The following is a 14490-nucleotide window of genomic DNA, read 5'->3' as shown; positions in this document are numbered from 1 at the left end:
CAGTGAAAAGTGAATAGTGATTAGTAAAAAGCTAATTACTATTCACTAATTACTAATTACTATAAAAACATGGCAAACTTAAAGGAAATACGTAATAGGATTACTTCTGTTTCATCTACGATGCAAATTACATCGGCGATGAAAATGGTTTCTGCTGCAAAATTAAAAAAAGCGCAAGATGCTATTACAGCAATGCGTCCGTATGCAGAAAAACTTACTGAGCTATTACAAAACTTAAGTGCAACTCTTGAAGGAGAAGTTGGTGGTGCTTTTACAGCTCAAAGAGAAGTAAATAAAGTACTTATCGTTGCAATTACTTCAAACAGAGGTTTGTGTGGTGCGTTTAATACGAATGTAATTAAACAAGCAAAAGCAGTTGCTGATACATATGCAGGAAAACAAGTAGATATTTTTGCTATTGGTAAAAAAGGAAACGACGTTTTGCGTAAAACAAACAACGTAATCGAAGTTAACAATGTTATTTTTGACAAATTAACTTTCGAAAATACTTCTGATATTGCACAACAATTAATGGATAAATTTGTGAAAGGTGATTACGATAAAATCGAAATCGTTTACAACGAATTTAAAAATGCTGCAACTCAAATTGTAAGAACACAACAGTTTTTACCTTTAGCTCCAATTGTTGGTGGCGAAGTAGTAGCTTCTGATTATATTTTTGAACCTTCTAAAGAAGAAATTGTGTTGACTTTGATTCCAAAATCATTAAAAACACAATTATACAAATCAATTAGAGATTCATTTGCAGCAGAACACGGAGCACGTATGACAGCAATGCATAAAGCAACCGATAATGCTACAGAATTAAGAGACCAATTAAAATTAACATACAACAAAGCACGTCAAGCAGCTATTACAAACGAAATCTTAGAGATCGTTGGTGGAGCAGAAGCTTTGAATAACTAATTTTAGTTTAGATATTATAAAAAGTCCCGATTTATTCGGGACTTTTTTATTTTATATTTGTATATCATTAATGTAAACTATAAATATATCAATGAATATGCATAAGACAATTACCTCAGAAAACTTGCATAACTTACTTATTATTGAAGGAATAGAAAATTTTATATACCAAAAAGCAGAAATTCTGCAAATAGCTATATGTGATTACCCAGGTCCAGTTCAAGAACCGTTTGACTATTTAAATATTCTTGAGAATGAAATTGGAAAACCTTTAACATTTGACCGAATAAATGCATTTCAAGATAAATTAGATTTAAAAAGGGATGCGTGGAAAGCAGAATCATTATCAGTTATTTTGCATATTTTTAATGATGATAAAAGTGTAACTTTAAATGATATTTTGGAGGAGTTATCAAGTTTCTATTTCACTAATATTAACAATTTTGGCAATCTATAATGTAAGTTTTGAGTAACTTTAGATTTAGTTTTCAGAATTTTTATACTAAAATTCAGAATTACATTCTATATAAATATATTAATTATTCATTTAACAAAACCTTTTTTTCCTCATTTACTTTTATTGGTATATTTGTAAGAATACAAACTATTTTCCAATGAAAAAATATTGCTGTTTCTTCTTACTACTTTTCACGTTTTTTGGTAATGCTCAAAATCTTCGTTTAGAAGACATCATGAAGGGCGACGAATTCATCGGGCACCAACCTGATAATCACCGTTGGTCAATCGACGGGCAAACCGTTTTATTTGATTGGAATCCGAATAATGAAATCGATAACAGCACGTATTTTTGGAACAAATCGAGTAAGTCACCTCAAAAAGTAACGACTTCAAATCCTATTTACGATTTGGATTTCATGGAAACACAGAAAGATTATGATGTTGTGTATTATACGAATCAAGGCGTTTTGTATGCGTATACTAAATCCACAAAAAAGACTAAAAAAGTCATTCAATTAGCAGACCGAATTGCTTCTGTTCAAAGAAGTAGTGATCCTAATATCATCTTTTTTCAGCAAAATCGCAATGTCTATCAATTCAATACCAGAGATTTTTCGATTGTTCAATTAACGAATTTTAGAACTGGAAAAGAAAGTAAATCGTCAAAAGAAGAAGATTCATTTCTAAAAGATCAACAAAAAGAATTGTTTCAATTTGTTCGAGATGAAGCAAAAGCAGACGATTGGTATGAAGCGCAATCCAAATCCAAAAAAGAGAAGTTTCCAAAAGAAATTTTCTACGATAAATCTTCTTTAGAACAAATAAAAGCATCGCCTGATGGAAAATTTGTAACCTTTAGAATTTCAGATTATCCAAATCAGCCATCTACAAATGTTGAAAATTTCATCACTGCTGATGGATTTACGCGTCAAGAAAAAGCACGTGCAAAAGTTTCGATTGATAATTTCAGCAAACATAAATTCGGAATTTTCAATGTAGAAAAAGATACTACGTATTACGTTTCGTTTTCCAATTTAACCGGAATCAAAGAAGCGCCAAAATATTATCAAGAATATGAGGATTTAAAAGGCGATTCGGAATATGATATTCCAGTAGTAATGCAAAGTCCAGTGTATAGTAAAGACGGAAAAAATGTGGTTTTAGAAATCAGAAGTCAAGACAACAAACACCGTTGGATTGTACAATTGGATTTAGTTTCAGGAAAAATAACCGAGTTAGATCATCAACATGACGACGCATGGATTGGCGGACCTGGAATTCCAGGCTATAGTTTCAGTAGCGGAACTTTAGGTTTTATTGATAATGCTACTTTTTATTTTCAATCGGAAGCTACTGGTTTTTCACACTTGTACACGTATAATTTGAAAACCAAGAAAAAAGATGCGCTAACAAAAGGCAATTGGGAAGTTCGAAATGTTCAATTATCCAATGACGCTAAATCGTTTTACATCACAACTACGACAACACATCCAGGAAACAGAAGTTTTTACAAATTAGACATCACTTCTAAAAAAATGACCGGAATTTTAACGAATGATGGTAACTACGAAGTAGAATTATCTCCAGATGAACAAACACTTTTAGTACGTTATTCGTATAAAAACAAACCTTGGGAATTGTACGTTGGTGCTAACAAACCGAATGCTGATTTAAAACAAATTACGTTTTCAACTACGCCAGAATTCAAAAAATACAATTGGAAAACACCAGAAGTTATCACCTTCAAAGCTGAAGACGGAACGACAATCTACGCACGTTTGTACCAACCAAAAGTAGAAAACAAGAACAAAGCGGCAGTCATTTTTGTACACGGCGCAGGTTATTTGCAAAATGCTCATAATTATTGGAGCACGTATCATAGAGAATTCATGTTTCACAATTTGCTTACCGATTTAGGCTACACGGTTTTAGATATCGATTACAGAGCCAGCGATGGTTACGGTCGCGATTTTAGAACGGGAATTTACCGTCACATGGGCGGAAAAGATTTATCCGATCAATTGGATGGAAAGAAATATTTAGTAGAAAAAGCAGGAATTGATGCCAACCGAGTTGGAATTTACGGCGGTTCATATGGTGGATTTATCACGTTAATGGCATTGCTAACAGAACCAGATGAATTCAAAGCTGGAGCTGCTTTACGTTCGGTGACCGATTGGGCGCATTACAATCATGGTTACACGTCAAACATTTTGAATTTTCCAGAAACTGATCCTGAAGCGTACAAGAAAAGTTCTCCTATTTATTTTGCGAATAACTTACAAGACAAATTGTTAATGTTACACGGAATAGTAGACGATAACGTGCAATTCCAAGACATTGTTAGATTGACGCAACGATTTATCGAATTAGGCAAGAAAGACTGGGATTTAGCCGTATTTCCAGTAGAAGCCCACGGATTTACAAGAACGTATTCTTGGGTTGACGAATACAGAAGAATTTTAGACTTATTCAACGAAAATCTATTACAAAAATAAAATGCCACAGTTAATTGAATTAGGAACTAAAGCCGAAATGTTGGAGCAATTATCCATTATCCAACAATTATATCCCGATTATACGCTTGAAATTTATGGCGATTTGCTAGACAAAATGATTCCACATAATTACAAACAATTAATTGTAGTGGAAAACGGAATCACAACGGGTTTGGCTGGGTTTTGGATTGGAACAAAGCTTTGGTCTGGCAAATATTTGGAGTTAGACAACGTAGTGGTGCACGAAGATTTTCGTTCCAAAGGAATTGGTAGTATCATGACCGAATATCTCAATCAAAAAGCTATCGATGAAAATTGTAATATGATTGCTTTAGATGCTTATACGACGAATTTTGGAGCACAAAAATTCTACATGAATCACGGTTTTGTTCCAAAAGGATTTCATTTTGTGAAATATTTAAAACACTAATTATTCAAGTATTCCCAAATAAAACTATAAAATTCACTTTGTTGTTTTACTCTTTTCTCGTAGCTTGAAATGTTTCCAGAATGACCAGCCGTTTTATTTACTTTCAAATAAATTGGATTCTTCTGTGCAGTTCTATTTTGTAATCTTGCAGCAAATTTATACGATTGAAAAGGCGGCACCCTATCGTCGTTTTCAGAAGTAATAATTAAACAAGTTGGATAATTTATATCTTCTTTAATCGTGTGATAAGGCGAATAAGAAATCAAAGATTGAAACTCTTCTTTATTATTTGGATTTCCATATTCATCAAAATGATGTATTCCAGAAGTATATTTATCAAGAGTGGCCATATCTAATCTTCCCATTTCTGAAACTACTACTTTGAATAAATCAGGACGCTGTGTCATGGCAGCACCCACAACTAATCCACCATGCGAACCACCATTAATGGCTAATTTGTTTGGATTGGTATATTTTTCTCGAATTAAAAATTCGGCAGCATCCACAAAATCATTAATCGAATTGATTTTTTTCAATCCTTTTCCTTCTTTGTGCCAGTTTTTTCCTTTTTCGCCACCACCTCTAACTTTCGCAAAGGCATAAACACCACCTTTTTCTAAAAAATGCAATAATCCGGTGTCATAATTTGGGCTGCTAACACTTCCAAAACCGCCATAAGCTCTTAATAAAGTGGGATTATTTCCATTAAGCTCAATTCCTTTTTTGTGAATAATAACTATCGGAATATCTTTATTGTCTCTACTCTTATAAGTAATCGTTTTGGTTTCAAAATAGTTAAATGGGAATAAGGTTGGTTTTGGTTGAATAAAATCATTAAAATAAATATCGTTAGCTCCAGTAGTAATATTTAACTTGTAATTTAATGAAGAAATTGTGTATGAATAAAACGTAACAAATAACTCATTTGTTTTTTCGTCATAAAATCTAATTTGAAAATCCATACTGTGTGGTGCTTCAAATTTTCGAATAAATTTACCAGTATAATCGTATATAGACATATAATATTTGCCCATATTGTTATACTTGCAAATAATATAATCTTCTAAAAAAGTGGCGTCTATTAGTAAATGAGAATATACTTGAGGAATTAAAACGGTACTTTCTGTTCGATTATTTATATCAAAATAACTTACATTTCCCCATGGATATTTTTCATCCGAAAAGTAAAACTTATCGTTAATAATATTTAAAAGTTCAAGATTACTTTTGTCGTCTTTTATGAAGTTTTTAAATTGAAATTGTTCATTTTCAATTGTAGTGTAATAATAGTTTTTCGTGGTTTCATCTTCGCTTGTTTCAACAACAAATAATTTATTTTGCTTGGTAAAAAAACTAAAGTTTGACTTTGTATTTGAAGTATCAAAAACCAATTGGTCTTTACTTTGAATATCTCCAATTTTATGATAGTATAACTGATATGTAGAATCTTTTGCAAAGAACTCTTTGTTTGAATTTTTCTTGTAAAAAATACCTCTGTCGCCATTCCAAGCAATATTAGAAAATTTAATATCGGTTAAAACATCATCAAGATATTTTTTATTGGCAAAGTCTTTAAATTTAATTTCTTGTCTATCACTTCCATTCGGACTAATTTTAAAAGCCAAATATTTAGAGTTTTTGGAAGGAAAATAACCAGATAAAACCACATTCGCATCTTTGTAAACATCAAACGGATCAACCAACGGTTTTCCTAAATCATTTAAACTTTCTCTATAATATAAAACGCTTGGTTTGTTTTTATCGATTCTATAGGTGTTGTAAAAATATTTTCCTTTTTTATTCGGCAATCCATTCGTAGATAAATAATCATAATCTTTTATTTTGAATGAAAAATTATAATTTTTAACCAATTCAGATAGTTTTTCTTCACTAACATTATTTTGTAATGTTACCCAATCGACAACTTCTTTATCAGAAGTGTTTTCTAACCAAGCATAATCGTCTTGAATGGTAATTCCGTGTTTAGAAATTGTTGAGGGAACTTTTTTGGTCTCAATTTTTTGTTGAGAAAAAACGGTAGCAGTAACAAATAGAAGTACTAATAAAAATCGTGTCATAATCATATAAATAGTCTTACGAAAGTATTAAAATATTATTTTAAACAATGGCTTTGGTGTGTTTTTTGCAATAATAATTTCAGTAACTTTATCAAAACGAAATTTATCATGATTCAGTATATTTTATACATATTCTTTGCCACAACATTAATCTCTTGTAACACAACTGAAACAATAGTGCAAGAAAACAATTTATCTACATCTTACGAAACTTGGGTTGCGGGTGTTCGTGGTGGCGGAAGTGGTATTAATTTTTATGTGGATTTAAAAACCGAATTAAGCGAAGAAATTGAGCTAAAAAAAGTAATTTTTAGAGGTTACGAAGTGCCTTTTGAAAAACAAGACGCGTTACATTTCATAGCAAGAATAAAAACCGAAGGCAATCAACAAAAATTTGATGGTGACGATTCCCAAATTTACACCAGTCCAAAAAACGCTTTAACCTTAGAAGAAAACGAAGCAATTTTAATTTTCCTTAAAAACGGAAAAGAAATCCGTCAAACTATTAAAGAAGTTAAAGAAAAACCAATGTTGCTTTATCCTTCGGCAAAACCAAAGAATTAATTACATTTGTTATTCTAAAAAACGAATAGTTTGAGTTCAGGTAAAAGTCTTTTTAAACAAACCCTAATTTATGGCATAGCTACTGTATTGCCAAGAATGCTAAGTTTTCTCTTAGTAAGATTGTATACAGATTATATGCCAACTAATGAATATGGAAAAGTTTCTATAATTTTTTCATTTATGGTTTTTTTTAATGTGGTCTTATCTTATGGAATGGAAACGGCTTTTTTCCGTTTTTATAGTAAGGAAGATGATAAAAAAAAGGTAATTTCAACTTCAACAATTTCACTTTTTTGGTCTACAATTGGTTTCTTGATATTGTTTCTTTTATTCCGAAAAGATTTAGCCCTTTGGTCAAAAATCAATGTTGAATACATCGTTTTTACCATCTGGATTTTAGCTTTAGATGCTTTGGCGATTATTCCTTTTTCTAAAATTAGAGCCGAAGGACGTCCTGTAAAATACGCTGTAATTAAGATTTCAAATGTTGTAATTAATTTATCACTGAACATTTTTTTCTTGGCATTTTTACCCAATTGGACAACAAATACTGATAATGTGTTTATTCAAACTATTTATCACCAAGATTTTCAAATCGGCTATATTTTTGTTTCAAATTTAATAGCAAGTTTGTTTACACTTCTTTTTGTTTTGCCAGATTATTTCAAAATAAAATGGCAATTTGATGCTGATTTGTGGAAAAAAATGATGCAATATGGTTTGCCTATTTTAGTGGCAGGAATTGCCTTTGCCATCAACGAACACTTTGATAAGATTTTACTAGATTGGATGCAAGTCGACATGGCAGATATTGGAGCCTATTCTGCTTGTTACAAAATCGGAATGTTTATGGTGTTGTTTCGAACGGCATACACTTTAGGAATTGAACCGTTTTTCTTTAGTCATGCAAAAAATGAAAATGCACCTCAAACCTACGCTACAATTACCAAATATTTTGTCATTTTTGGTTCGTTTATTTGCTTAGGCGTTATTGTTTTTGCCGATATTTTAAAATTAATTTTAGTGAATAACCAAAATTATTGGTCGGGAATGAATATTGTGCCATTAATAGTTTTAGCCAATTTCTTTTTAGGCATTTACACGAATTTATCTGTTTGGTACAAGTTAATTGATAAAACCAGAATTGGCGCTTATATTTCAATTGTTGGAGCAATAGTAACTTTAGTTTTAAATTTACTTTTAATTCCAATTATCAGTTACATGGGTTCGGCAATTGCCACCATTTTTGCATACGGAACCATGATGTTCATTTCGTACTACATGGGACAAAAAAAATATCCAATTCCATACGATAAGAAATCGATTTTCACTTATTTGGGATTAGCAATATTGCTTTCGGGAATTTCATTTTATGTGCCAATTTTACGTGATACTTATGTCTTCGGAATTGCATCTATCTTGTTTTTTGCTTACTTTGTATACCGAAACGAAAAAGAAACCATTTTAACGATTATCAGAAGAAAATAATAACTTTGAATTATAGATTTAGTAAGGATTTCTCCAATTTCTAAAATCTGTGTTCCAAAAAAACAGAATTGAAAATGCAAATTAAAATCATCAATAAATCAAATCACGAGTTACCAAACTATGAAACCATTGCTTCGGCAGGAATGGATTTACGCGCGAATATATCTGAACCAATTACACTAAAATCATTAGAAAGAACCATCGTAAAAACCGGACTTTTCATTGAATTACCAATCGGTTACGAAGCGCAAGTACGTCCAAGAAGTGGTTTAGCAGCTAAAAAAGGAATCACTGTTTTAAATTCACCCGGAACAGTTGATGCCGATTACCGTGGAGAAATTGGTGTGATTTTAGTAAATTTATCCAATGAAGATTTCGTAATTGAAAACGGAGAACGCATTGCTCAATTAATCATCGCCAAACACGAACGCGCAGAATGGATTGAAGTATCAGAATTGTCAGAAACTTCAAGAGGTGAAGGTGGTTTTGGAAGCACAGGAGTAAAATAAGTGTTCAGAAAAACATCAAAATAATCTTAGCGAACTTTGCGAAAAACCTTTGCGAGCTTTGCGTTTAAAATATAAAAAATGAAAATAATCGTACCAATGGCAGGTCGTGGTTCACGTCTTCGCCCACATACCTTAACCATTCCAAAACCATTAATTCCAGTAGCTGGAAAACCAATAGTTCACAGATTAGTGGAAGATATTGCCGGAGTTTTAAATCAGAAAATAGACGAAGTTGCATTTATTATTCACGAGAGTTTTGGTAAAAAAGTAGAAGAAGATTTAATTGCCATTGCTCAAAAATTAGGTGCAAAAGGAACTATTTATTATCAAAACGAAGCGTTAGGAACAGGTCACGCGATTATGTGCGCCAAAGATTCTTTAAGCGGACCAGCAGTTATTGCTTATGCTGATACTTTAATCCGTGCCGATTTTGATTTAGATACTACCGCCGATAGCGTAATTTGGGTAAAACAAGTCGACCAACCGGAAGCTTTTGGTGTGGTAAACTTAAATTCAAATGGTGAAATTATCGAATTGGTTGAAAAACCAAAAGAATTCGTATCAGATTTAGCGGTTATCGGAATTTACTATTTCAAAGATGTTGCTGTGTTGAAAAACGAACTGCAATCGGTATTAGATAACAACATTATTCACGGTGGCGAATATCAAATTAACGATGGTATCAAGCAAATGATGGCAAAAGGCATGAAATTTGTACCAGGTAAAGTGGACGAATGGATGGATTGCGGGAATAAAGATGTTACCGTTGAAACCAACACAAGAATGCTAGGGTTTTTACATAACGATGGCGAACATTTAGTGGATTATGATGTAAAATTAGAAAATTCAACAATAATTCCTCCATGTTATATAGGTGAAGATGTAGTATTGATTAATGCAACCGTAGGTCCAAATGTTTCATTAGGAAAAGGATGTCACGTAATTGATTCAACCATAAAAAATAGTTTGATTCAAACACACGCACATATAAAAAATGCCAAATTAGACAACGCAATGATAGGGAATCATGCAAGTTTTGATGGAAATTTTACAAGTATAAGTATTGGAGATTATTCCGTTTTAGAATAGATGATAAAAAGAAAACACATCGTTTTATTAGCATTCCTGCTTTTTAGTTTTGGGAGTTTTTCTCATGCGCAAGAAAATCCTGAAGACATCGCATTAGTAGATAACCAAACCGAAGATAATTTTTATGAAGCTTTAAAACAACGAGGCATCGAAAATTATGACAAAGCTATTGTGGCTATTCAGAAATGTTTAGAAAAGGAACCAAAAAACCCAGCTTTTTTATATGAATTAGGAAAAAATCAACTGGATTTAAAAAACTATGTTGATGCCGAAATTTCATTCAAAAGCGCCATAGAAATCGATAGTAAACAACGTTGGTATTGGAATGGTTTATATGATATTTATTATCAAACGAAAGATTTTCAAAAATCGATTCCTGTGGTTCAAAAACTAGTTGAGTTCGACCCAAATATGCGTGAAGATTTGGTCTCGCTTTACATGAATACCAATCAAAAAGACAAAGCCTTAGCCTTGTTGAAAGAAATGGAAGCAAGTTCGCATTTAACCAGTACAATGGAATTCTATAAACTTAAATTAGAAGAATCAAACGAGTTTGCTAAACCTAAAAAAGAATCGTTGGAAGAAGCAATTAAAAAGAATCCAAAATACGAACAAAATTACATCGATTTAATCGTTCTATATTCGAGCTTTAACCAAGAAGATAAAGCATTTGAAGTGGCAAAACAATTAGAAAAAGAAATTCCAAATTCTGATTGGGCACACGTGAGTTTAGTAAAATTTCACTTGAATAATAATGACGGAACAAATGCTTCTAAATCAATGTTTAAAGTATTGGGAAATGACAAAATCGATTTAAAAATCAAACATCGCATTTTTAATGAATTTTTGATTTTTGCTATAAAAAACCCAATATTTTTCAATTATGTAGATGCTGCAATTCCGTATTTTGATAACGATAAGGAGATTGCTGTTGCAAAAGAAGTGGCAAAATTCTTTTGGAAAAAAGGAGATTTAGAAAAAGCAATTTATTACTTCGAAAAAGCTATCAAAAAAAATCCTGAAGATGTTGAAAGTATCAATTATTATTTAGAAGTGATTTATCAAAAGCAAGATTTTCAACTTCTATCTAAAAAAGCAACAGATCTCTCAGAATTATATCCTACACAAGCAAACTATTATTATTATGCAGGTTTTGGATATAATCAAATGAAAAACTTTAAGAAAGCAAAAGAACTATTAGAAAACGGCTTAGATTTTGTAGTAGAAAACAAAACCTTAGAAGCTAATTTTTATAAACAATTAATTATTAGTTGTGAAAATTTGAACGATAATGCCAAAAAGCAATTGTATTCAAATAAACTAAAACAAACAAAATAATGAAATACCTTTTATCTGCCATATTACTTTTCTTTTTAATAGGATGTAAATCCAAGCAATCTGTAGCAACTGCTGCGGCAAATGATAATACAGAAGTTTCAAAAATCATCAACGGACATTATGCAAACGAACACGATTTTAAAACCTTAAATATTCGTGCCAACGCTAAATATGTGGATGAAAAACAATCACAATCAATAAACGCTGAGATTAGAATTAAAAAAGACGAAATCATTTGGATAAATATTAAAGTTTTAGGCTTTCCTGTGGCAAAAGCACTCATTACACCAACAAAAGTGAGCTATTACGAAAAAATAAATAGCACATATTTTGAAGGCGATTTTAGTATGTTAAGCAATTGGTTAGGAACTGATTTAGATTTTAGCAAAGTGCAAAATTTGTTTCTTGGAAAAGCTATTGATGATTTAACAAAAGGGAAATGGGTTTCTGAAATCAACGAAAAATTATACAAATTATCAAAACCTTCTGATTCAGACATTTCAAAAGAATTTTACTTTGAAGCTGCAAATTATTTATTAAAAAAAGAAACAATTTCACAGACAAGTCAAAATAGAACTTTAGAAATCCAATATCCGTCACACAAATCGGTTGAAAAAATGTTTTTACCGAATGAAATCAACATTAAAGCTTCACAAAAAAATAATGTTTCGATTGATATTGAATATAAAAGCACAACATTTAATGAAAATTTGAGTTATTCTTATTCTATACCGAATGATTATAAAGCAATTGAAATTGATTAATTTTTTATTTTAATAAAACAAAAACTACCTTTGTAAAAATCCAAAGTGCATGAACCAATTTTTAAAAATACTTTTTTTCTTTTTTATTACTTCTATTGCTTTTGCTCAAACTTCTGAACAGCAAAAATTAGAGGAAAAAAAAGCGCAAATTTTAAAAGAAATTGCTGATAATAAAGCACGTTTAGAATCCGAAAAGAAAAAAGAAAAATCAGTTTTAAAACAAATTGATCAGCAAAAAGGACTAATTAGTTTAAGACAAAAATTGCTTAACACAACAGCAAAGCAGACGCGTTTATTGAGCGATGATATTTATTTGACGCAACTCGAAATGAATAAACTGAATAGAGAGTTAAAAGTTTTACGCGAAGATTATGAAAAAATGATTGTGAAATCATACAAAAGTAGAAACGAACAAAGCAGAATTATGTTTGTTTTATCTTCAGAAAATTTTCTTCAAGCTTATAAACGTATTCAATACATGAAGCAGTATGCAGGTTTTAGAAAAATGCAAGGTGAAGAAATAAAAGAAAAGCAAAAAAGGTTAGTTGATGCAGAAAAGCGCTTAACAGAGAGCAAAAAAGAAAAAGAAATTGTTCTTAAACAAACCGAAAAAGAAAAGCAAGAATTAGAAAAAGAAAAGCAAGAACAAGAACGCTTGGTAAAACTAATTCAAAAAGATAAGAAAAAATTAGCTGCTGAAATTGATAAAAAGCAAAAAGAGGCAAAAGATATTGATAAAAAAATCAAAAAAATTATTGCTGACGAAATTGCTGCTGCGAACAAAAGAAATGCTGCAAAAACTGGAACCGCTGCGCCAAAAGCAGGAACTAAAGAAGCATCAAAATTTGTTTTATCAGCTGAAGGTAAAGTGGTTTCAGACAACTTTAAAGCAAATAAAGGAAAATTGCCTTGGCCAGTAGTTGATGGTTATATTTCGTTAAAACATGGCGATCAACCGCATCCTGTTCATAAAAATTTGACCATTCATAATAGTGGTGTTGAAATTTCAACAAAACCAGGTTCTTCTGCAAGAGCTGTTTTTGGTGGCGAAGTATTGCAAGTTCAAGTAATTTCGGCAAACAACAAAGCAGTTTATATTCAGCATGGAGATTTTATTACCGTTTATTTGAATTTATCTTCGGTAAGCGTGAGTAAAGGTCAAAAAGTGACAATCAAACAAAATATTGGAAAAATTCATACCGATTCTTCGGGTAGTGCGGTAATTAAATTTTTAGTACTACAAAATACCACAACGTTAAATCCAGAAACTTGGTTAAATTTATAAAATAAGAATGAGGTCATTTGGCCTCATTTTTTTTGAATTATAATTTCTTGTATTTTTATCCTATAATTGAATAAAATGAATTTGTCACACATAAAAATTCTTCACATTGATAGCAATCATCCGTTACTTTGGGAACAGTTGCAATCATTCGGTTTTCATAACGAAGTCGATTTTACTTCATCCAAACAAGAAATAGAAGCCAAAATTGAAAACTACCACGGAATTGTCATCAGAAGTCGCTTCAAAATTGATAAAACATTTTTAGATAAAGCCACAAATTTACAATTTATTGCACGTGTTGGAGCTGGTTTAGAAAGTATCGATTGTGATTACGCAACTGCGAAAGGAATTCATTTAATTGCTGCTCCAGAAGGAAATGCAAATGCAGTTGGTGAACATGCTATCGGAATGTTATTGTCCCTTTTTAATAATCTAAACAAAGCTAATAACGAAGTTAAATCTGGGCAATGGAAACGCGAGGCCAATCGCGGACACGAATTAGAAGGTAAAACGATTGGAATTATTGGTTATGGAAACATGGGAAAATCATTCGCTAAAAAATTACGAGGATTTGACGTAACCGTTTTATGTTATGATATTTTACAGGATATGGGAGATGCAAATGCAACTCAGGTTTCTCTAAGTGAATTACAAGAAAGAGCTGATGTTTTAAGTTTACATACACCATGGACTCTTGAAACCGATAAGATGATAAATGCAGATTTTATTAATAAATTCAAAAAGTCATTTTGGTTTATTAATACGGCAAGAGGAAATTCGGTTGTAACAGTAGATTTGGTTGAAGCTTTACAATCTGGAAAAATTTTAGGCGCTGGTTTAGATGTTTTAGAATACGAAAAGCTGTCTTTTGAAACGTTGTTTGAAGGAGAAAAACCAAAAGCCTTTGAATATTTATTACAAGCTAAAAATGTATTGTTAACACCCCATATTGCGGGTTGGACATTTGAAAGTCATCAAAAATTAGCACAAACTATTGCAGATAAAATAAAGAATATTTACATTTAATTTTGTAACTTTTTTACATGTATTAGACTTATTAC

General features: G+C 31.3%; 13 protein-coding genes. 12 read left to right on the top strand and 1 reads right to left on the bottom strand.

The window, feature by feature from the left end:
• Window positions 1-69: 69 nt before the first annotated feature.
• The 4 genes from atpG (at window position 70) to M9Q43_RS01255 (ending at window position 4314) form a co-directional block, all read left to right on the top strand.
• Window positions 70-927: an ATP synthase F1 subunit gamma gene (gene atpG / locus M9Q43_RS01270; RefSeq protein ID WP_262317168.1), complete on the top strand. Its 858-nt coding sequence runs from the start codon at window positions 70-72 to the stop codon at window positions 925-927.
• Between the two features lie 97 nt (window positions 928-1024).
• On the top strand, window positions 1025-1384 hold the full coding sequence (locus M9Q43_RS01265) for a hypothetical protein (protein WP_262317167.1): 360 nt from the start codon (window positions 1025-1027) through the stop codon (window positions 1382-1384).
• Between the two features lie 157 nt (window positions 1385-1541).
• Entirely contained in the window at window positions 1542-3884 is a 2343-nt protein-coding gene (locus M9Q43_RS01260; protein WP_262317166.1) for a S9 family peptidase, read from the top strand.
• Between the two features lies 1 nt (window position 3885).
• Complete coding sequence (locus tag M9Q43_RS01255; RefSeq protein WP_262317165.1) at window positions 3886-4314, top strand: GNAT family N-acetyltransferase; 429 nt, start codon at window positions 3886-3888, stop codon at window positions 4312-4314.
• Here the strand turns inward: M9Q43_RS01255 and M9Q43_RS01250 are convergent.
• The gene (locus M9Q43_RS01250; RefSeq protein ID WP_262317164.1) at window positions 4311-6392 is read right to left on the bottom strand and encodes a prolyl oligopeptidase family serine peptidase; all 2082 of its coding nucleotides are present in this window, start codon (window positions 6390-6392) and stop codon (window positions 4311-4313) included. The genes M9Q43_RS01255 and M9Q43_RS01250 overlap by 4 nt on opposite strands.
• A gap of 108 nt (window positions 6393-6500) precedes the next feature.
• On the opposite strand from M9Q43_RS01250, the gene M9Q43_RS01245 reads away from it, so the two are divergent.
• The 8 genes from M9Q43_RS01245 to M9Q43_RS01210 all read left to right on the top strand — a co-directional run bounded on the left by M9Q43_RS01245 (window position 6501) and on the right by M9Q43_RS01210 (window position 14455).
• The gene (locus M9Q43_RS01245; RefSeq protein WP_262317163.1) at window positions 6501-6956 is read left to right on the top strand and encodes a hypothetical protein; all 456 of its coding nucleotides are present in this window, start codon (window positions 6501-6503) and stop codon (window positions 6954-6956) included.
• A 30-nt stretch (window positions 6957-6986) separates the two neighbouring features.
• Window positions 6987-8444, top strand: coding sequence for a lipopolysaccharide biosynthesis protein (locus tag M9Q43_RS01240; protein WP_262317162.1), 1458 nt, complete (start codon window positions 6987-6989; stop codon window positions 8442-8444).
• 74 nt (window positions 8445-8518) lie between these two features.
• Window positions 8519-8953, top strand: a complete 435-nt coding sequence (gene dut, locus M9Q43_RS01235; protein ID WP_262317161.1) for a dUTP diphosphatase — start codon at window positions 8519-8521, stop codon at window positions 8951-8953.
• Window positions 8954-9031: 78 nt separating this feature from the next.
• Window positions 9032-10042 (top strand): sugar phosphate nucleotidyltransferase, encoded by a 1011-nt coding sequence (locus tag M9Q43_RS01230; RefSeq protein WP_262317160.1) that lies wholly within the window; start codon window positions 9032-9034, stop codon window positions 10040-10042.
• A complete protein-coding gene (locus tag M9Q43_RS01225; RefSeq protein WP_262317159.1) occupies window positions 10043-11380 on the top strand; it encodes a tetratricopeptide repeat protein in 1338 nt (445 codons plus the stop codon).
• The gene (locus M9Q43_RS01220) at window positions 11380-12144 is read left to right on the top strand and encodes a DUF4292 domain-containing protein (protein WP_262317158.1); all 765 of its coding nucleotides are present in this window, start codon (window positions 11380-11382) and stop codon (window positions 12142-12144) included. Before M9Q43_RS01225 ends, M9Q43_RS01220 begins: the two co-directional genes overlap by 1 nt.
• 49 nt (window positions 12145-12193) lie before the next feature.
• Entirely contained in the window at window positions 12194-13429 is a 1236-nt protein-coding gene (locus tag M9Q43_RS01215) for a murein hydrolase activator EnvC family protein (RefSeq protein WP_262317157.1), read from the top strand.
• Between the two features lie 75 nt (window positions 13430-13504).
• Window positions 13505-14455, top strand: coding sequence for a 2-hydroxyacid dehydrogenase (locus M9Q43_RS01210; RefSeq protein WP_262317156.1), 951 nt, complete (start codon window positions 13505-13507; stop codon window positions 14453-14455).
• Window positions 14456-14490 lie beyond the last annotated feature (35 nt).

This window comes from Flavobacterium odoriferum (genome assembly GCF_025499515.1).
In the GTDB taxonomy this organism is placed as follows: domain Bacteria; phylum Bacteroidota; class Bacteroidia; order Flavobacteriales; family Flavobacteriaceae; genus Flavobacterium; species Flavobacterium odoriferum.
Note: the sequence above shows the minus strand (reverse complement) of the source record. Positions and strands in the feature narration are given on the sequence as shown.

Bases quoted from the DNA above. Each gene is read 5' to 3' on its own strand.
- atpG (WP_262317168.1), top strand. From the start codon at position 70: ATGGCAAACTTAAAGGAAATACGTAATAGGATTACTTCTGTTTCATCT.
- M9Q43_RS01265 (WP_262317167.1), top strand. From the start codon at position 1,025: ATGCATAAGACAATTACCTCAGAAAACTTGCATAACTTACTTATTATT.
- M9Q43_RS01260 (WP_262317166.1), top strand. From the start codon at position 1,542: ATGAAAAAATATTGCTGTTTCTTCTTACTACTTTTCACGTTTTTTGGT.
- M9Q43_RS01255 (WP_262317165.1), top strand. From the start codon at position 3,886: ATGCCACAGTTAATTGAATTAGGAACTAAAGCCGAAATGTTGGAGCAA.
- M9Q43_RS01250 (WP_262317164.1), bottom strand. From the start codon at position 6,392: ATGACACGATTTTTATTAGTACTTCTATTTGTTACTGCTACCGTTTTT.
- M9Q43_RS01245 (WP_262317163.1), top strand. From the start codon at position 6,501: ATGATTCAGTATATTTTATACATATTCTTTGCCACAACATTAATCTCT.
- dut (WP_262317161.1), top strand. From the start codon at position 8,519: ATGCAAATTAAAATCATCAATAAATCAAATCACGAGTTACCAAACTAT.
- M9Q43_RS01230 (WP_262317160.1), top strand. From the start codon at position 9,032: ATGAAAATAATCGTACCAATGGCAGGTCGTGGTTCACGTCTTCGCCCA.
- M9Q43_RS01225 (WP_262317159.1), top strand. From the start codon at position 10,043: ATGATAAAAAGAAAACACATCGTTTTATTAGCATTCCTGCTTTTTAGT.
- M9Q43_RS01220 (WP_262317158.1), top strand. From the start codon at position 11,380: ATGAAATACCTTTTATCTGCCATATTACTTTTCTTTTTAATAGGATGT.
- M9Q43_RS01215 (WP_262317157.1), top strand. From the start codon at position 12,194: ATGAACCAATTTTTAAAAATACTTTTTTTCTTTTTTATTACTTCTATT.
- M9Q43_RS01210 (WP_262317156.1), top strand. From the start codon at position 13,505: ATGAATTTGTCACACATAAAAATTCTTCACATTGATAGCAATCATCCG.